The sequence below is a fragment of the Mesorhizobium sp. L2C084A000 genome (genome assembly GCF_000502875.1).
Taxonomy (GTDB): Bacteria; Pseudomonadota; Alphaproteobacteria; order Rhizobiales; family Rhizobiaceae; genus Mesorhizobium.
This window is the reverse complement of the sequence record NZ_AYWX01000005.1, coordinates 74,153-91,832: the sequence shown is the minus strand read 5'-3', so window position 1 is coordinate 91,832 and position 17,680 is coordinate 74,153. Positions and strand designations below refer to the sequence as shown.

At 62.0% G+C, this 17,680-nt stretch carries 17 protein-coding genes and 1 tRNA gene; 2 read left to right on the top strand and 16 right to left on the bottom strand.

All coding sequences use genetic code 11. The features are described from left to right. Positions 1-514 precede the first annotated feature (514 nt). From phoB to X735_RS152850, 7 genes are all read right to left on the bottom strand, one after another. Positions 515-1,204 (bottom strand): phosphate regulon transcriptional regulator PhoB, encoded by a 690-nt coding sequence (gene phoB / locus X735_RS152820; protein WP_010911896.1) that lies wholly within the window; start codon positions 1,202-1,204, stop codon positions 515-517. Positions 1,205-1,220: 16 nt separating this feature from the next. Further along, positions 1,221-1,928 (bottom strand): phosphate signaling complex protein PhoU, encoded by a 708-nt coding sequence (gene phoU / locus X735_RS152825; protein WP_023810985.1) that lies wholly within the window; start codon positions 1,926-1,928, stop codon positions 1,221-1,223. A 26-nt stretch (positions 1,929-1,954) separates the two neighbouring features. Continuing rightward, on the bottom strand, positions 1,955-2,773 hold the full coding sequence (pstB, locus tag X735_RS152830; RefSeq protein ID WP_013529271.1) for a phosphate ABC transporter ATP-binding protein PstB: 819 nt from the start codon (positions 2,771-2,773) through the stop codon (positions 1,955-1,957). A 17-nt stretch (positions 2,774-2,790) separates the two neighbouring features. Then, entirely contained in the window at positions 2,791-4,107 is a 1,317-nt protein-coding gene (gene pstA / locus X735_RS152835; RefSeq protein ID WP_023810984.1) for a phosphate ABC transporter permease PstA, read from the bottom strand. Beyond that, the gene (gene pstC / locus X735_RS152840; RefSeq protein WP_023810983.1) at positions 4,104-5,570 is read right to left on the bottom strand and encodes a phosphate ABC transporter permease subunit PstC; all 1,467 of its coding nucleotides are present in this window, start codon (positions 5,568-5,570) and stop codon (positions 4,104-4,106) included. Before pstC ends, pstA begins: the two co-directional genes overlap by 4 nt. 95 nt (positions 5,571-5,665) lie before the next feature. Next, a complete protein-coding gene (locus tag X735_RS152845; protein WP_023810982.1) occupies positions 5,666-6,694 on the bottom strand; it encodes a substrate-binding domain-containing protein in 1,029 nt (342 codons plus the stop codon). Positions 6,695-7,203: 509 nt separating this feature from the next. Then, entirely contained in the window at positions 7,204-11,763 is a 4,560-nt protein-coding gene (locus X735_RS152850; RefSeq protein ID WP_023810981.1) for a PAS domain-containing protein, read from the bottom strand. Positions 11,764-11,953: 190 nt separating this feature from the next. Here X735_RS152850 and X735_RS152855 point away from each other — a divergent pair, with 190 nt between their 5' ends. Next, positions 11,954-12,304, top strand: a complete 351-nt coding sequence (locus X735_RS152855) for a hypothetical protein (protein WP_023810980.1) — start codon at positions 11,954-11,956, stop codon at positions 12,302-12,304. Positions 12,305-12,377: 73 nt separating this feature from the next. On the opposite strand, the gene X735_RS152860 is transcribed toward X735_RS152855, so the two are convergent. After that, positions 12,378-12,614, bottom strand: a complete 237-nt coding sequence (locus X735_RS152860; protein WP_013529265.1) for a hypothetical protein — start codon at positions 12,612-12,614, stop codon at positions 12,378-12,380. 124 nt (positions 12,615-12,738) lie between these two features. After that, complete coding sequence (locus tag X735_RS152865) at positions 12,739-13,653, bottom strand: DUF2865 domain-containing protein (RefSeq protein WP_023810979.1); 915 nt, start codon at positions 13,651-13,653, stop codon at positions 12,739-12,741. 318 nt (positions 13,654-13,971) lie between these two features. On the opposite strand from X735_RS152865, the gene X735_RS152870 reads away from it, so the two are divergent. Further along, the gene (locus tag X735_RS152870; protein ID WP_023810978.1) at positions 13,972-14,184 is read left to right on the top strand and encodes a hypothetical protein; all 213 of its coding nucleotides are present in this window, start codon (positions 13,972-13,974) and stop codon (positions 14,182-14,184) included. Positions 14,185-14,194: 10 nt separating this feature from the next. Here X735_RS152870 and X735_RS1000000170405 read toward each other — a convergent pair whose 3' ends face one another. From X735_RS1000000170405 to X735_RS152895, 7 genes are all read right to left on the bottom strand, one after another. Continuing rightward, the gene (locus tag X735_RS1000000170405) at positions 14,195-14,404 is read right to left on the bottom strand and encodes a hypothetical protein (RefSeq protein ID WP_348625583.1); all 210 of its coding nucleotides are present in this window, start codon (positions 14,402-14,404) and stop codon (positions 14,195-14,197) included. Then, positions 14,401-14,556: a hypothetical protein gene (locus tag X735_RS1000000170400; protein ID WP_348625582.1), complete on the bottom strand. Its 156-nt coding sequence runs from the start codon at positions 14,554-14,556 to the stop codon at positions 14,401-14,403. Before X735_RS1000000170400 ends, X735_RS1000000170405 begins: the two co-directional genes overlap by 4 nt. 390 nt (positions 14,557-14,946) lie before the next feature. Continuing rightward, positions 14,947-15,804 carry a glutathione S-transferase family protein gene (locus X735_RS152875; RefSeq protein ID WP_023810977.1) on the bottom strand — a complete coding sequence of 286 codons (858 nt, stop codon included), beginning with the start codon at positions 15,802-15,804 and terminating at the stop codon, positions 14,947-14,949. Positions 15,805-15,826: 22 nt separating this feature from the next. Continuing rightward, positions 15,827-16,408 (bottom strand): VOC family protein, encoded by a 582-nt coding sequence (locus X735_RS152880; RefSeq protein WP_023810976.1) that lies wholly within the window; start codon positions 16,406-16,408, stop codon positions 15,827-15,829. A gap of 272 nt (positions 16,409-16,680) precedes the next feature. Continuing rightward, complete coding sequence (locus tag X735_RS152885; protein ID WP_023810975.1) at positions 16,681-16,857, bottom strand: Flp family type IVb pilin; 177 nt, start codon at positions 16,855-16,857, stop codon at positions 16,681-16,683. 247 nt (positions 16,858-17,104) lie between these two features. Further along, a tRNA-Glu gene (locus X735_RS152890) sits at positions 17,105-17,179 on the bottom strand. Between the two features lie 90 nt (positions 17,180-17,269). Then, complete coding sequence (locus X735_RS152895) at positions 17,270-17,677, bottom strand: VOC family protein (RefSeq protein WP_023810974.1); 408 nt, start codon at positions 17,675-17,677, stop codon at positions 17,270-17,272. Positions 17,678-17,680 lie beyond the last annotated feature (3 nt).

The following is a 17,680-nucleotide window of genomic DNA, read 5'->3' as shown; positions in this document are numbered from 1 at the left end:
GTCCGACCTGGTCAAAGGTCCGGCGACCGCTTCCAAGCAACGCTGCAAAGAACGAGATCGTTCCACGGAATCGTCATTAGATCCGAGATCGCATTGAACAATCGACGGACAAGCGATGAATAAAGAGGAGAGGACTCGCAATAATTTGAAGTAAATTTATTAAAATTGTATATTTCTGCAGAATGCGCGTCATTCGACGAACGTATATCTAAATTAACTCAAATGCATTCTTGCGTGGCTTTCTGGTTGGAGTCTGCGGGAAAGATGGCGACCTATCAAGTAATTCGCCGTGCCTCTTGGCCAGCCGGGGCCCAATAGAGAGTTTGGGAGATCGAGGGACGCGAGAAGCTGCCTGTCGCTTTGGCCCAAATGCAGTCATTCGAAACCTGATGAGGATGACCGCTCCTGGCGTCACGTGCTCGCTCCCCATTGATGAGACGAGTGCAACATTCCACCGGCTGTTGGCGACCGCGTGCTAATCGAGTTTTCCCGATCTATCGGGACGAAACAGCACCTAGTCTTCCCTGATCGCGTAGCCCGCCCCGCGGATCGTGCGGATGACGTCCGGCATCCGGCCATTGTTGACCGCCTTGCGCAGCCGGCCGACATGCACGTCGACCGTGCGCTCGTCGATGTAGATCGTTTCGCCCCAGACATTGTCGAGCAGCTGGCTGCGCGAGAACACGCGGCCTGGATGGCGCATCATGAATTCGAGCAGGCGGAACTCGGTCGGCCCGAGCCGGATCTCGCTCTTCTTGCGATAGACCCGGTGCGACTCGCGATCGAGCACGATGTCGCCGACCTTTAGCACGCTGGACAGCACTTCCGGCTTGGCCCGGCGCAGCAGCGCCTTGACCCTGGCCATGAACTCCGGCGTCGAGAAGGGCTTGACCAGATAGTCGTCGGCGCCGGTCGACAGGCCGCGCACGCGGTCGCTTTCCTCGCCTCGCGCGGTCAGCATGATGATCGGCAGCCGCTCGGTCTCGGGACGCATTCGCAGGCGCCGGCAGAGTTCGATACCGGAAACCGCAGGCACCATCCAGTCGAGCACCAGAAGATCGGGAACGTTCTCCTGCAGCCGGATTTCGGCCTCGTCGCCGCGCGTCACCACCTCGACCTGGTAACCTTCGGATTCAAGATTGTAGCGGAGCAGCACGCCTAGCGGCTCCTCATCCTCCACCACCATGATGCGTGGTGCGATCATCGGCTGGTCACCCCTGTTATGCCGCTGGCGCGGACATTGCCGTCTCGTCCTGCTTCGGACGATTGGCTGGCAGCTGCGTGCCGGTCAAAACATAGTAGGCATTTTCGGCGATGTTGGTCACGTGGTCGCCGATCCGCTCGAGGTTCTTGGCGCAGAACAACAGGTGCGTGCACGCCGTGATGTTGCGGGGATCTTCCATCATGTAGGTCAGCAGCTCACGGAACACCGAGGTGTATTTGACGTCGATGCGTTCGTCATTGTTTCTGAGCGTGGCAAGCGCTGCCGGGTCGGCGGCGGCATACTCGTCGACGACCCCCTGCACCTGGATCAGCACCAGTTGCGCCATCGCGTCGATCGAATGCGAAAGGTCGTGCGGCGTGACACTCAGCCCGACAGTGCCGACGCGCTTGGCGATGTTCTTGGCAAGGTCGCCGATGCGCTCAAGGTCGCCGGCCATGCGGATCGAACCGACCACCGCACGCAGATCGTTGGCCATTGGCTGGCGCTTGGCGATCAGCGTGATGGCGCGATCGTCCAGCTCGCGCTGGCGTGCATCCATGATGGCATCATCGGAAACCACGCGCTGCGCCAGCGCATTGTCCGAATTGAGCAAAGCCCTGGTCGAGCCACTGACCATCGAGCAGGCGAGATCGCCCATGTCGCGGATCAGCTGGCTGATCTGCTCCAGATCCTCATCGAAAGATGCGACGGTATGTTCACCCATGATCTTCGTCCCTCGTATGCCTGAGCTCAGCCGAACCGGCCGGTGATGTAGTCCTGGGTGCGTTTGTCGTCGGGGGTGGTGAACATCTTGTCGGTGGCGCCCTCCTCGACCAGATAGCCTAGATGGAACATCGCGGTGCGCTGCGACACGCGTGCTGCCTGCTGCATCGAATGGGTGACGATGACGATGGTATAGTTCTGACGCAGTTCGTCGATCAGTTCCTCGACGCGAGCAGTGGCGATCGGGTCGAGCGCCGAACACGGTTCGTCCATCAGGATCACCTCGGGTGACACGGCGATGGCGCGTGCAATGCACAGACGCTGCTGCTGGCCACCGGAAAGACCCGTGCCAGGTTCTTGCAAACGGTCCTTGACCTCGTTCCAGATCGCCGCCTTCTTCAGGCTCGACTCTACGATCTGATCCATGTCGGCCTTGCGCTTGGCCAATCCGTGGATGCGCGGACCATAGGCAACGTTCTCGTAGATCGATTTGGGGAACGGATTGGGTTTCTGGAACACCATGCCGACGCGCGCCCTGAGTTCGACGACATCGATGTTCTTGTCGTAGATGTCTTCTTCGTCGAGCGTTATCTTGCCGGTTACCCGTGCTGAATCGATGGTGTCGTTCATGCGGTTGAGGCAGCGCAGGAAGGTGGACTTGCCGCAGCCGGAGGGGCCGATCAGCGCCGTCACCTGGTTCAGGCGGACGTCGAGATCGACGTCGAACAGCGCCTGCTTCTCGCCATAGAACACGCCGACCTTGTCGCCGCGCATTTTGATTACTTCGTTCGACTTCATCTTGTCGCCCACTGCGTTTTCAAGGGACTGTTCGGTCATGATGTTCATACCAAGATGCCTTTTTTCTACCAGCGCCGCTCGAACCGACGCCGAAGCACGATCGCGGTGATGTTCATGGCCATGAGGAAGACGAGCAGGATGATGATGGCGCCCGACATGCGCTCGACGAAGGCGCGTTCGGCCTCGTTCGCCCACATATAGATCTGCACCGGCAGCGCGGTGGCCGGATCGAAAGGCGTCGTCGGTGGATCGGCGACGAAGGCGACCATGCCGATCAGCAGCAGAGGCGCGGTTTCGCCGAGCGCACGCGCCAGACCGATGATGGTGCCGGTGAGGATGCCGGGCGCGGCAAGCGGCAGGATGTGCTGGAACACCATCTGCATCTTGGAGGCGCCAAGACCGAGAGCCGCCGAGCGGATCGACGGCGGCACCGCGGCAAGTGCGGCGCGCGTGGCGATGATGATCGTCGGCAGCGTCATCAGTGTCAGCACCAGGCCGCCGACGAAAGCGGCGGAGCGCGGCATGCCCAGGAAATTGATGAACACCGCGAGGCCGAGCAAGCCGAAGACGATTGACGGCACCGCGGCCAGATTGTTGATGTTGACCTCGATAAGGTCGGTGAAACGGTTCTTCTTGGCGAACTCCTCCAGATAGATGGAGGCGGCGACGCCGATCGGCAGCGCCAGGAGCAACACGATCACCATCATATAGAACGAGCCGATGATCGCCACGCCCATGCCCGAGGTTTCCGGGCGGCTGGAGGCGCCGTAGGTGAACAGGCCGCTGTTGAAGTGCTCGGCCATCGCGCCCTCGGCCTTGAGCTTGTTCATCCAGGTGATCTGCTGGTCCGAGACCTTGCGTCGCGCTTCCTCGACGCTGAGGTCGATCTGACCCTTGAAAGCCGAGTCGAGATTGGCGGCGGCGAGGATGTTGACGTCGCGCGTCGTGCCGATCACGGACGGATCGGCGGCAACGATGTCGCGCAACTGGACGCGGGCGCCTTCCGACAGGAAGCCCTTGAGCTGCTTGATCGCCGGCTTGTCGTCGGGATTGATGCCGAGCTTGGCCACCAGCGCGTTTTCGGCGAGCTTGGGATAATTCGCCTTGATCAGAACGCTCGGATCGGTTGCGCGCTTGCCGGAAGGATCGATCACCTTCTCGTCGAACGAGATCGGCAGTGATACCGTCGTCTGCCAGAAGGCGGTGTAGCCTTTCGAGACGATGGTGATCAGCATGATTGCCAGGAACGCCAGGCCTACGGAAATCGCCACGACGCCATAGATGCGGAATCGGCGCTCGGCAGCGTAACGGGCCTTCAGGCCGATGTCGCGGCGCGGATGGGCCGCCGCCCTGACCATCGTATCCATGGAAATGTCGGTCATTCGTACTGCTCCCGATATTTGCGCACGATGTAGAGCGCGACGATGTTCATCACCAACGTCAGCGCGAACAGCGTCAGGCCGAGCGCGAAGGCGACCAGCGTCTGCGGCGAATTGAACTCGAGGTCGCCGGTGAGCTGGTTGACGATCTTGACGGTGATGGTCGTCATCGCCTCGAACGGGTTGATGGTGAGGTTAGCGGCGACGCCCGCCGCCAGCACGACAATCATCGTTTCGCCGATGGCGCGCGAGGCAGTCAGCAGGATGGCGCCGACGATGCCGGGCAGTGCAGCCGGCAGGATCACCCGCTTGATCGTCTCGGAGCGGGTCGCGCCGAGGCCAAGCGACCCGTCGCGCATGGCGCGCGGCACCGCGGTTATGATGTCGTCCGAAAGAGAGGACACGACCGGGATCAGCATGACGCCCATGACCAGGCCGGCGGTGAAGATGCTCTGGCCCTGGATGAAGGGCGAACCGCCGGTCAGTGCCGCGGACAGATCGCGCAGGAATGGCCCAAGCGTGACGACGGCGAAGATGCCATAGACGATGGTCGGTATGCCGGCCAGCAGTTCAAGCGCCGGCTTGACCACCGAGCGCACCCTGGGCGTTGCATATTCGGCCATGTAGACAGCCGACATCAGCCCCACCGGCACCGCAACCAGCAGTGCGACGGCGGCGATGTAGAGCGTGCCCGCAAGAAGCGGGATCAGGCCGAACTGGCCCTGGCTGCCGCCCGAACCGGCAGCGGAAAAACGCGGATCCCAGACGGTGCCGAAGAAGAACCTCATCGGCGAGACGCTTTCGAAGAAGGTGATCGTCTGGAACAGCATCGAAAGCACGATGCCGATGGTGGTCAGGATAGCGATGGTGGAGGCGGCAAGCAGCCCCCACAGCATCAGCCTCTCGACATTGTTGCGTGCCCTGGCGCGCGGCTCGATCTGCCTGAGCGCATAGAAGGCGCCGGCGATCGAGGAAACGAGAATGACAATGGCGCCGAACAGGCCGAGCCGGTCCTGGACCTTGTTCGCCTCGACGGCGATCGGGATCATGTAATCCTGCGTGTCGCTCGCCAGTGCCACACCCTTGGCGGCGAGGAGCGGCTGCAGCTCGGCAAAGCTGGCAGGCATTGCGGCCAGTGTGCCTGCATCGAGTTTGCGCAGGCCCCTGGCGAGGCTCTTTACCAGGCTGACATCCAGTGCCTCACTGGCAACCTTGCTGTCGACGGTGCGCTCGGGCAAGGCAGCGTGAATGTGTCGGTCCAGATAGATGGAAGACCCGACGGTCCAGACGGCAAGCAGCAAAAGAGCAGGCAGAACGGCGAGCAGGAAGGCCCACCAGCCATGATAGTGGGCGCGCGAATGCGGCTTGACCTTGCCATTGTCCTGGGCCGCGGCACGTTGCCGGCCGATGAAAAAGGCAACCAGGCCGACGGCAACGACGATGGCCAGTACGAGCAAGGACGACATGGACCCACCCCAAGAGAAATTCTTACGCAGCCGCCATTGCGGCCTGCGATGAAACCGGGGCGCGGGATTGGCCCGCACCCCGGTGCGGCAGCTGATTACATCGACTTTCCGGCGGCGAAAGCGTCACGCTGGGCCTGACGCTCGGCATCCGGAGCAGCAACGAGGCCGTATTCGGCGAGCGGGCTTTCCGGGCCAACCATCTGGTCGTCAAGGAAGAACTCGACATATTCCTTGAGGCCGGGAACGACGCCCAGATGCGCCTTCTTGACGTAGAAGAACAGCGGGCGCGAGACGGGATACTTGCCGCTGGCGATCGTCTCGGTCGAAGGCACGATGCCTTCCACGGTGGCGACCTTCAGCTTGTCGGCATTGTTTTCATAGAAGGCGAGGCCAAACACGCCGACGCCGGTCTTGTTGGAGTCGATGCGGGCGAGCGTCTCGGTATAGTCGCCATCGATGTCGACGGCCTTGCCGTCCTTGCGGATGGCGATGCAGGTTTTGCCGATTTCCTTGTCGTCGGCAATGCCGGCAGCCTTGAGAGCAGCCTTGTCACAGCCGGCATCGAGGAGCTTGGTCTCGAACACTTCGCGCGTGCCGTGCTTTTCGCCCGGAATGTAGGCGGCGATGTCCCAGTCGGGCAGCTTCGGATTGACCTGGCTCCACTTGGTGTTCGGATTGTCGACCAGCTTGCCGTCGACGACCAGCTTGGCCGCGAGCGCCTTGTAGATGTCGGCGGGAACCAGCGCCCAATCCGGGCCCTTGATGTCGGTGGCGAAGACGATGCCGTCATAGCCGATCCGGACTTCCTGGACTTCTTTCACGCCGGCGTCGGCGCAGGACTTGAGTTCGTCCGCCTTGATCGGACGCGACGAGTTGGCGATGTCGATTGTGTCTTCGCCGACGCCCTTGCAGAATTCCTTGATGCCCGCGCCGCTGCCGCCGGATTCGACGACCGGGGTCTTGAAGTTGGTGAATGTTTCGCCGAACTGCTCGGCGACAATCTTGGCATAAGGTAACACGGTCGATGACCCGGCGACCTGGATCTGGTCGCGCGCAGCGGCGAAGCCGGACGTCGCGGCGAGCGCAAGCGCAGCGGCCGACGCCGTATAGAGGAATTTCTTCATGTGGCCTGCTCCTGTTCGGAAGATGGTCTCTCGGCGCTCGTCAGTCGGCACCCGCTGAGGCCAATAGCCTTCGATTATAACAGTCGCATGACAGTTTGATGTCACCCCGGTAACGCGTCATCGGGATGAGCAGAATGCCGCCTGGCCGGCACTCCCGACGCAGCCCGGCTTTGTCACCGGAATCAGGGACTTGCTCGATTCGGTCGAGGCTGGCCGGCGATTTGGAGATCAGCCGGCCTTTATGAAGAAAAGCCGGACGGGAGCGCGTTGCTCTCAGCCAGACGGTGTCGTGGCCGGGCCATCGCCGAAAACAGGTCCGTTGGGGTAGGTTGACGCTGTCTCATGCCGGCGGTCGCTGCTCCCGCCCGTAACTGGGAAGAGCGGAATTCGTATGTCGCCATTGTCTCGGCTGGATGCCGCCTTTCATATGGTGCGATCGCACCATAGTCTTGGCCGCTGACAGGGGCGCGAATCTTCGCCGTATTCCCGGCACTCGGGCAGAGCCGGCCTTATCCGGCGTTGCGCTGCGCCTGCCGGCTGGCGCCGACCCAGCGCTCGACCTTCTCGAGCAACGCCCGGGGACTGATCGGCTTGGGCAGATAGTCGTCCATGCCTGCCTCCAGGCAGCGCTCGCGGTCGCCCTTCAGCGCATGCGCGGTGACGCCGACGATCGGCACATGCGTGCCGGTTTCTTCCTCCAGCCGGCGAATGGCGGCGGTTGCTTCGAGACCGTTCATCTCCGGCATGGAGACATCCATCAGGATCATGCACGGGTTGAGCCGGCCAAAGGCGTCGAGCGCCTTGCGGCCATTGCCGACGATCTCGAAACCATAACCGGTCTCGCCGAGGATCTGGGTGAACACCATCTGGTTCACCTCATTGTCCTCGGCCACCAGGATATCCAGCCTGTCGCCGCCAGCCGCCACCGGTGGCCGGGGGCGAATCGAAGGCGGCTGCAGCAGCGCCCGCTGTTCGGACGGTGCCGAGGGCTGCGGCCGCGCAACATTGCCTGGAGTGGCGTCGGCCGCGAGCGGCTGCGTGTCGCCAGTATTGTGGCGATGCCGCTGGATGGTGGCGACCAGCGTTTCCAGCAGCACCGAAGAGCGCGCCGGCTTGATCAGCTGGGCATCGATGCCGAGATCGCGATAGCTGGTGTTGGCGAGCGACTGGTCGACCGAGGTCAGCATGATGATCGGCGTGCCGGCAAGACCGGCGGTGTTGCGCACGATCCGCGCCATTTCGGCGCCGCTCATTTCAGGCATCTGGTAGTCGAGCACGACGCAGTCGACCGGCACGCCATAGGCCGCGGCGGCGATCAGCACCTTGAGGCCTTCGGCGCCGCTTTCGGCCGCGCAGGAATCGAACGTCCACGATGTCATCTGTTCGGTCAGGATGGCCCGATTGACGGCATTGTCGTCGACGATCAGCACACGCGCACCGGTCACGTCGATCGGCATGATGCGCTGTCCGTTCTGCTGTCCGGCCCTCGGCAGCGTCACCGAGAACCAGAAAGTCGAGCCCTTGCCTTCCGCACTTTCGACCCCGATATCGCCGCCCATCAGCTCGACGAGCCGCGAGGTGATGGCGAGGCCGAGACCGGTCCCCTCGTGTCGCCTCGTCGAAGAGGTGTCGACCTGGCTGAATTTCTCGAACACCAGTTTCAGTTTTTCCTCGGGGATACCGATACCGGTATCGGTGACCGAGATCGTCAGCTTCGTTCCGGTTGGAACACTCTCGCCGGTGACGTCGACCAGCACATGGCCTTCATCGGTGAATTTCACCGCGTTGCCGAGCAGGTTGGTGACGATCTGCCTGATACGGCCGACATCGCCGACGAACAGGCTCTCGAGCCGAGGCTCGACACGAACGATCAGCTCGAGATCCTTCTCCTTGGCCCGTGTGGACACCAGCGTCGCCACGTCCTCGATCGCCTCGGCCAGATTGAAGGGCGCCGGATCGAGCACCAGCTGACCGGCATCGATCTTGGAGAAGTCCAGGATGTCGTTGATGATGGTGAGCAGCGCATTGCCCGATTTCACGATGATGTCGGTAAACGTCTTCTGCTTCGGGTCGAGGTCCGATTTGGCCAGCAGTTCGGCCATGCCGAGCACGCCGTTCATCGGCGTGCGGATCTCGTGGCTCATATTGGCGAGGAATTCCGACTTGGCGCGGTCGGCGAGCACGGCGCGCTGACGCGCCTCGCGCAGTTCGGCCTCTCGCATCTTCAGCTCGGTTATGTCGGTGGTCGAGCCGATCAAATAGAGCGAGCCATCGGAGGCGATCATCGCGCCCTTGCGGGCGAATTGATGCCTGACGCTGCCGTCGGCCAACGTCACCGTCTCTTCGACCTCCTGGGTTTCGCCGGTGCGCAGCACGGCGAGGTCGCCATTGACGAAAGCCTCGCCATCCGGCCCGAAAATCTCGATGTCGGTCTTGCCGATAGCCTCTTCCTTGCGGAAGCCCGTGAGATCGCACCAGCCCTTGTTGACATAGAACTGCCGGAGATCGGAGCGCTTGGCGTAGATCGATACCGGCACGTTGTCGATCAGGCTGCGGAACACCTCGTTCTCGCGCATGCTTTCTTCCAGCGCACGCTCGCGCGCCTTGACGTCGGTGATGTCGGTGCTCGAACCGACCAGATGCACCGACCCGTCCAGCGTCACCAGGCGGCTCTTGCGCGTCATCAACTGCCGAACCGTACCGTCGCGATGGGTGACGGGTTCCTCGACCTCCTTGACGGCGCCCGTCACGACGACTTGCGTGTCGTCATGGCTGTAGCCATCGGCGTCCTGCGCACCGAACAACTGCCGGTCGGTGCGGCCGATGACATCCTCCTTGGCCAAGCCGGTGATCGCGCACCAGGCCTTGTTGACGAATTCGATGCTCAGGTCCTGCGCCTTGATGAAGGCGGCCACCGGCAACTCGTCCATCACGTGCCGGAACAGGTCGATCTGGCGCATCGAATCGCGCAATGCCGCCTCGCGGCTCTTGATCTCGGAGATGTCGACGCGAACACCAATGAAGGTGCCATCATCGGTCCGCATGTCGTAGACTTGGTACCAGCGGCCGTCGGGGTTATGACGCTCGTAGCAGGAATTGGGCAAGCGGTAGCGGGCGAGGATCGCATCCAGCCAGCGGTCATGGTCGCTGTCGTAGAGCTGGTCGACTTGTGGATCGCCGCTGTTGCGGAAATAGCCGTTCGCATGGCCCAGAACGAGTGCCTCGCGGAATGTGCAGCCGGGCTGCCATGCCGGCTTCAAGGCCGGCAGCGTATCCTGGATCTTGCGGTTGGCGAACACGAACCTGTCGTCGCTATCGTAGATGATCACGGCGGCCGGCAAGGATTCCAGCACGCTGGCGAGATGCTTGCGCGCATCCTGCGCCTCGGTCTCGCGGCGCTTCATGTCGGAAATGTCGAACAGGAAGCCGGCAACATAGTTGCGGCCGCTGGCCATGCCGACGCGGCTCTTCCTGACGATGCGCGATCGGCTGGCGCCATCGGCCTCGAAATTCTCTTCCACTTCGTACGGCCGCCCGGTCGCAAGGACGTCACGTTCGCTATGCTCGAAAAGCGCGGTGTCCTTTGTGGTAAGGAAATCGCCGCCGGGCTTGCCGAGCATGGCTTGCGGCGTCTGGCCAAACAGAGCGGCGAACGCCTCGTTGACGAAGACGAAACGCAGATGGTCGTCCTTGACGAAGATCGGATCCTTGACGGCGTTGATCACCGCCTCCGCCAGCCGCGCCTTCTCCAGCGCGTCGGCAAGTTCGGCCTCCCGGTCCTTCATGTCGGTGACGTCGACATAGGAGATCAGCCGCCTGCCGCCGGCCAGCGGCGCCATCGACGAGATCAGGGTGCGGCCGTCATTGCGCGGGAACTGCCGCGAGGCGGCGATCCCGGCCCTGATTTCCGCCTCGCGCTCTGCGACATGCCGCTGCCATGATGCATCGTCGGCACCAAACGGATCGATGTCGCGGCTGGCGTCCATCAGATCGCGGAAGCTGCAGCCGATCTCGGCGCGCCGGACGTCGATCTGCCAGAAATCATAGAAAGCACGGTTGATGATCTCGGCGCGCATATCGGCGTCGAGGACGAGGACACCGATCGGCATCTGGTCGACCATACTGCGGAGACTGGCGAAGGTCTCTGCGATCTTGGCATTGGCGCTTTTGATCTCCGCATCGCGCTGCTTGATCTCGGTAACCTCATAATAGGTCAGCAGCCGCCTGCCCCCGGACAACGCCGTCACCGAGAACATCATCGTCCTGCCGTTGGCATGGACAAATTCGCGCGGCGCGACGGATCCGGCGCGAATCTCGTCGAGGCGGGTGGCGAGGTAGCGCTGCCATTGCCGTTCGTCGATGTCGCCATAGATGCCGCTGCGGCGGTTGAGCTCCATCAACAGGCTGAACGGAGCGCCGACGCTAACAGCGCCGTCCGGAATCCTCGAGAGGTCGCGATAGGCCTTGTTGATGATCAGCGTGTCGAGCCTGGCATCGAGAAGCACGACGCCCATATGCATGGCGTCCATGGTCCGCTCGAGGTCGGCCAGATGCTGGTCGGGCTCGCCGTAGGCCGATGGTCCCGGCCCCGGATCTTTGAAGGCGCCCGCCAGTGCCGTGACGTTGCGGCCGCTGCCGCGATAACCGGCAAATCTTCCTTCGTCGTCGAACTTCGGAAAGCCTGACGTCAAGACCCAGCGACAGTCGGCGTTGCCACCCTTGAGTTCGTAGACGAAGTCGCGAAAAGGCCGGTGCGCCTGCAGATCCTCCAGATGCGCGGCGCCACTGCGATCGCCGTTAAGGACCTGGTTGAGGAAGTCGAAGCGGAACCGGCCGAGCACGTTTGCCGGATCGATGCCAGTGGCTGCCTGGTAGTTTTGCGAAAGCCAGGAGAAGCGCAGTTCGGCGTCGGTCTCCCAGATCCAGTCGGAACCGGCTTCAACGAGTTGGCGAAGCGCATCGTTCGAATCCATGCAAGAGGCGGACGACGATGCATCATCGCCATGCGCAGTGGATCTGCGAGGCTCGCGCTTGCCGCGCGCGCCGATTGTTTCGTTCGCTTCCGCCATGCCGTCCCCACCCCGAAAACCAAGGCCGAACCCTCCTCCGCGGTTCGTCGGCGGAATGTGCCCGAGAAGCATTAAGGATCCGCTAACCTTAACGGTTGGTTAGACAGGATTGGGCGGCAGGGTCTGCTTCATCCGCCCGGTTGTCGGCAGGGTCGAACCCGCTATATAAGCAACGGCAGGGGTATTGCTGATGCTTGGACGGATTGTGCCTTTTTTCATGGGGCTGGCGCTGCTTTTCGGCGGCGGTTGCTCGCGCAGTTATGACGGCACGGTCGTCATCCCGAGGCCGCTCGATGTCCGGCGCTTCTGGGATCGGCCGCCACCGAATGTCGACTATGGGCAAGCCGAGGTCGAAAACGGCGCTTTTCCGGTGGCGCCGCAGCCGCCCCGGCGTTTTTCCGAGCGCAAGGTCAGCCATGCCGCACCGAGACGGCACCAGACGAGGTTGCCTGCGTCGGCGTCCCTATCGGCGCCGGCGAAATCGCTGACCTGCAGGAACGTCAGCGAGCCTGGCAAGAGAGCTCGCATGGTCTGCGATTAGATTGGAGCTTGGTCCTAAAAGCGGGTTTCGATCAAACAAAACGCGATCCGCGGATAGCTCGGTGACCCGGCCTTCACAGGGAAGCAGCGCCTTTTTTCGGCTCCTTCGCTCCGAGCTTGTCGAGTGCAAGACGAACCTGACGCAGATCTTCCTGCCAACCGTCATCGTCGTCCATTGGACCCTCCGAGGCAGCCCGCTGCAACCCACGCGCCTCGGATTCGATCTCGCGCAGTTCGGCGATTTTCTGTTCGGTGGTCAGCGAGTCGTCTTCCACGATCTCCAGCACCCGCATTTCCCTGAACGTAGCCACGGCGTTCCTCCCGGCTGATATCGATCACAACGCCGTGAGTGCCCCTCTGTTCCAGACGGATCACGCAACCGCATCGCAGCACGCACGCCGCCACCGGTGATCGCCGATCGGGGAAGACCGGCGATCATTCGGCCGGGAAAAATGCCGGGCCGACCACGCGCACCGGCCGCTCGCCGGCCTCGATCGAAAGGTGCTGGGCCGCACCTGGGGCTTCGGCATCGATCCCGGCGACGGCCGCAACCGTGCCGAGATCCGGCTTCGCCGTCGGCAGCGGAATAATGGCGTTGCGCATGTTGGCGGGCGTCACGGTCCTGGCTCGCAGTTCGGTGACCCGCTGGTAGTAGCGCTTGACGTCGCATGCCTTGAAATTCGCATCATCGCGATATCTGAAGGCTGCCGGCAGCTCGGTATAGGGTTTGCGCGTGTCGAGTGCGGTCATCTGGTCGGTTTCGAGGCTGGCGTCGCTCAACGTGTAGAGGTCGACGCCGGGGTCATCGCAGATGTAACGGCATTGATCGACCGTCTCCTTAAAATCGCCACTGGCGGCGAACTGCGACTTTGGCGCCGGGAAGAAATACCCGTCCGACAGACGCACGCAAAACAGCATCGCATTGCCGGCGAACGTGGTGGTCGCCGATTGGGTGCTGGGCGCGGCGCGCACAGGCCGTTGCTTTGCCGAAGGCGCACAGCCAAGCGCGACGAGGCGCGCCTGCAGGCCCGCTGTGTCGCGGCCCGAATTCCCGGCGGCAGCGATCCGGCGCTGCACATCCGAGCGGCTCCTGGCGAGATCGGCGCAGGCGTTGAAGAGACCACCAAGCGAACTTTTCGCCGTGCACTGGCGCTGTCTCTCGATAGTCTGGATGGCTGCAAGTTGCCGGCGCAACTGGGCAAGCTCCGGGCTCGCCCCGCCGCTGCGGCCAGCCGAAAGCAACTGGCTTCTGATCGCGCCGCAGCTGTCCGCGTAGGACGAAAGCGTACCGAACAAAACTGCCGCCAGCGAAATAAATGCGATCACCATGGAAGGCCAGAAACGGATCATCGGGACAACTTGGTCCTTTTTGCGGAGAACCTGGAATTTAGAGCCCATGACTTCAGCAAGCTTCAGCTACATGAGTAATTTCTAATAATCTAAAGAGTTTCAACCTGAAGAACCTATTGTCTATTGTACTACGTTACCTCATGTAAATTCGATATTACATTTTTATTTCAAGATTGAGACGAACCTCGAAAGAAAGCGCAAGCCTGACCGTGGCCGAGGATTTGCAACGCAACGGACCGAGATCAATGCGCCATTATCGCCAGGCGTTCGAAACCTTTGCCGGGCCTTCCGCGTTGAAGGACCAAAGGGAGATTGCAGATGTCGATCCACTTCACCGTCTCGGACCTGACAAGAAACCTGTTTCACTCGCTGGGGCTGGACCAGCGCGCGCCAAGGCCACTCAATCCCGAGCAGAGCCTGTTGCTGGAATGCTATCTGGCCGGCCAGGTTCCTGAATCAGCCTGGAGCGACTACGTCTTCGAGACGCCCGATCTTGCCCGGCATGCCGAGGCAAGGCGCAGTCACCACTGAGCGGCAGCGCCTATTTTGGAGAAGCGAATTGCAATGTGAACACGTTGCCGGCGATCCCTTGCGCCAGCTTCGCTGAGAAGGTCAGGGGCAGACAATTCTGCAAGGCGGTTGTTGCGGCGTCGACAAACAATTTCTTCGCCTTGGCATCGCCTTCCACCTTGATGGCTGTCGGCCTCGGTGGGCCGATTAGCGTGCCGTCCCGCTTGAAGCTGAAGCTCAAGTGGCGGTTCCGGCATCCGCCGGCGGTGTCCAGCATGCCTGAATGGCGGTGCCGACATCGTTCATTGTGTTCAGTTCAGCCGCATTTGAAGGATGAACAGCACTCGCCAGCATCACACCCACAACCGCAACCCGCTTCGCAACGCTTTTCATCGCCAGCCCTCATTTCGCGCCTGACCGACAATCCATGCCGGACTGCCGAAATGGATGGTAGGGTCAACGCCGGCGATGACAATATCTCTCCGCAAAAGTTGACGCCAAAAAAGCGACAGCGGCCGAGGCTTGCGTGGCCTGATCACTGCTCGATCGCGCCCGGCGATAGAGCAATTCCAGGAAAAGTGTGAAACGGTTTTCCCGGGGAAAGCGCATGGCGCTTCCCTTCGGAATTGCGTTGAACAAAGAGACCGCGTGCGAAAGCAAAAAGGCCGGCATTGCGCCGACCTTTCCTATCGCTACGACGTTCTGCGCCAGTACATCCGTGGTCGCGGGCCGAAAGCGAATTGCCCCGCAGTAGACAGGGCTTTGGTTAACGCATCCTTAACCTCAGGCCTTGGCCTGCGACTTCACATGCGCGATATAGCCGCGCACGTCGCCGGCCGGCTCGCTATAGGCCTTGCCGAGCGTCTTCTCGATCGCCGCCACATAGTCCTTCGCCCATCGGGGCAGGGAATAGTCGACGACGGCCAGGAATTCGAGCGTCGCCGCCAGCCGGATATCGGCGATCGAAGGATGCTTGCCGCCGATGAACGGCTTGCCGTCCCTGAAGAAGCTGTGGAAGACCTCCAGCGGCTCGGCGATCGCGGCCATCGCCGCCTTCTGGGCCTCCGACTTCCTGTCGGGGTGCGCGTCGCTGTGGCCGACCTCGCCGGCATAATGAGGGAAGCCGAGCGCCGGATAGGTGGCGCGCGCCACATAGGGGTAGAGCGTACCGATCAGGTAGAACATGGCACTGTCGACCATCGCCCGCTTGGCCGGCGCCTTCGGATAGAATTTCTCCAGCCCGTGCTTGTTGGCGAGATACTGCATGATGGCGCAGCTTTCCCACAGCACGCCTCTGGGGAGGCTGTTGTCCTCGATCATCGGTGTCAAATGGGCCGGGTTTCGCGCCATGAACTCCGGCGAACGGGTGTGGCCCCAGGCATCGGTCTCGGCATGGTCGAAACCGGCCGCGCGCGCAAACACTCGCACGGTCATGTTGTTGACGCTGGGCTTCAGCATGCTGAGCTTCAGCGCCGGCTTCTTGGCCGACTTGGCCTTGGCCCCGGGCGCGGCTTTTCCCGTCGCCTTCACCGCAGGCCTGGCGGCCGCCTTGGCTTTTGGCTTTGCCGCAGCTTTCGCCGCCGGCTTGGCGGCAGCTTTGGCCGCGGATTCCCCGGCAGTCTTCGTCGCTGTCTTGGCCATCTTATTCCTCCCTCTGGTCTGTTCAGTATGGGTTCTTCGCTGCCCGGTCCTCCGACAAGGTTGCGCGGAAACGCTCGACAAGCGCCTGGATCGCATCGGCGAGATGCACTTCGGCGATGTTGTAGTCGCCGCGCACGACCCGCAGCCTGTGCGCTTCCATCAGCACATCGGCATGGGTGAAGCCCGCTGGCGGTTCGAAGCGGTAGGACGCCAACTCGACCAGCAGGCCGAGCGGATCCTCGAAATAGATCGAATCCATGAAACCGCGATCCTTCACGCCGCTGTGCTTGATGCCGCGCTCGTCAAGCCGGGCGACCGCCTGCAGGAAGGTGACGCGCGACACCGAAAAGGCAATGTGGTGGACACAGCCCGGATCGGTCGGCGTGCGCCGCTTCTCTGGTGTGCGGCTCTCGTCGGTGAAGATGGTGACCAGCCGGCCGTCGCCAGGATCGAAATAGAGGTGGCTTTCCCTCGGCTTGTCGAGATTGGGCTGTTCGAAGATGAACGGCATGCCGAGCACGCCTTCCCAGAAATCGATAGAGGTCTGGCGCCCGGCGCCGACCAGCGTGATGTGATGGACGCCCTGCGATTGCAGCTTCTGCATTGGCCTTCCTCCCCACGGCATCAACTGGCCGTCCGGGCAGCGCGGCGTTCTGCGCGCCGCTGGAGCCGTATCTCAGGATCCGTGACGTGATGCTAATGCAAACAGCCTCGCGGCGCCAGAAGCGACGACGCGGCGACGCAACGGGAAAAAGCCGACTGATTGAGAGCGCCGTCCGCACTCCCGATGCCCGACATCGGAAGCACGTACGCGCTACGCTCTTGGAGGCTGAGATCGACGAATCCGGCCGGTGGCGACCGAATTGATGTACCGACTTACGAGCCGCTGCTGTTGACCGTAGTGCCGACGTTCGTGAATATCCCGTTGAGCGAATTGCCAAGCGCCCCGGCGCCGGTGATGATTGCCAGCGCGATAAGAGCCGCGATCAAGCCATACTCGATCGCGGTCGCGCCAGGCTCGTCCCAAGCGAAACGATAGGCTATTTTCTGCATCTCAACCTCCTGCAGATACCAAAGCGACAACTAATATATCGCCGTGAGCTGCGGGGCGTTAAGGTTCTCGGTTTCGGGTCCGTTAACATTTGCCAGACGACTGAAATGAAGGCCGGAGTGGTTGGTGCCACTGGGATCTTCAAGATTGCGGCTACCTGTGCAGAGCGGGTTTTCCGAACGCCGCAGTATCGACGGTCGCCGACTTCAGAAACGAAATCGACGGCATCCTGTAATTTGTCGGAAAACTTGGTACGCCCAAGGGGAATCGAACCCCTGTTCCCGCCGTGAGAGGGCGGTGTCCTGACCGCTAGACGATGGGCGCGTTCAAGAACCGGCGATATAGGCTGAGCGCTGGGAAAAAGCAACTGGGGTTAGGCCGCTTTCCCTTGCCGAGGAAAAGCCGGCCGTCAGCCTATCGTTTCGGCTCGATCAGATCCCAGAGATTGCCATGCAGATCGGCGAAAACAGCCACCGTGCCATAGGGCTCGAAGCGCGGTGCTTCGCGGAATTCGACGCCCTTCTCCAGCATCGCCGCGTGGTCGCGGGCGAAGTCGTCGGTTTCCAGGAACAGGAAGACACGCCCGCCGGTCTGGTTGCCGATGCTTTTGCTCTGTGCCTCGTCGGAAGCCTCGGCCAGAAGCAGCCTGGCGCCCTGCCCGTTGGCCGGCGCCACTGTGACCCAGCGCTTGCCGCCGCCGAGATCGACATTTTCGACGAGCAGGAACCCCAGCCTCTCGACATACCAGGCGATCGCCTCGTCATAGTTGGCGACGACCAGGGCGACCGTGGCGACGCGACGATGCTCGGCGAACCCGCTCATCCC

What these genes read in the sequence shown, in the direction of transcription:
- phoB (WP_010911896.1), bottom strand. Translation starts at nt 1,204, where the DNA reads ATGATCGCACCACGCATCATGGTGGTGGAGGATGAGGAGCCGCTAGGC.
- phoU (WP_023810985.1), bottom strand. Translation starts at nt 1,928, where the DNA reads ATGGGTGAACATACCGTCGCATCTTTCGATGAGGATCTGGAGCAGATC.
- pstB (WP_013529271.1), bottom strand. Translation starts at nt 2,773, where the DNA reads ATGAACATCATGACCGAACAGTCCCTTGAAAACGCAGTGGGCGACAAG.
- pstA (WP_023810984.1), bottom strand. Translation starts at nt 4,107, where the DNA reads ATGACCGACATTTCCATGGATACGATGGTCAGGGCGGCGGCCCATCCG.
- pstC (WP_023810983.1), bottom strand. Translation starts at nt 5,570, where the DNA reads ATGTCGTCCTTGCTCGTACTGGCCATCGTCGTTGCCGTCGGCCTGGTT.
- X735_RS152845 (WP_023810982.1), bottom strand. Translation starts at nt 6,694, where the DNA reads ATGAAGAAATTCCTCTATACGGCGTCGGCCGCTGCGCTTGCGCTCGCC.
- X735_RS152850 (WP_023810981.1), bottom strand. Translation starts at nt 11,763, where the DNA reads ATGGCGGAAGCGAACGAAACAATCGGCGCGCGCGGCAAGCGCGAGCCT.
- X735_RS152855 (WP_023810980.1), top strand. Translation starts at nt 11,954, where the DNA reads ATGCTTGGACGGATTGTGCCTTTTTTCATGGGGCTGGCGCTGCTTTTC.
- X735_RS152865 (WP_023810979.1), bottom strand. Translation starts at nt 13,653, where the DNA reads ATGATCCGTTTCTGGCCTTCCATGGTGATCGCATTTATTTCGCTGGCG.
- X735_RS152870 (WP_023810978.1), top strand. Translation starts at nt 13,972, where the DNA reads ATGTCGATCCACTTCACCGTCTCGGACCTGACAAGAAACCTGTTTCAC.
- X735_RS1000000170400 (WP_348625582.1), bottom strand. Translation starts at nt 14,556, where the DNA reads ATGAAAAGCGTTGCGAAGCGGGTTGCGGTTGTGGGTGTGATGCTGGCG.
- X735_RS152875 (WP_023810977.1), bottom strand. Translation starts at nt 15,804, where the DNA reads ATGGCCAAGACAGCGACGAAGACTGCCGGGGAATCCGCGGCCAAAGCT.
- X735_RS152880 (WP_023810976.1), bottom strand. Translation starts at nt 16,408, where the DNA reads ATGCAGAAGCTGCAATCGCAGGGCGTCCATCACATCACGCTGGTCGGC.
- X735_RS152885 (WP_023810975.1), bottom strand. Translation starts at nt 16,857, where the DNA reads ATGCAGAAAATAGCCTATCGTTTCGCTTGGGACGAGCCTGGCGCGACC.
- X735_RS152895 (WP_023810974.1), bottom strand. Translation starts at nt 17,677, where the DNA reads ATGAGCGGGTTCGCCGAGCATCGTCGCGTCGCCACGGTCGCCCTGGTC.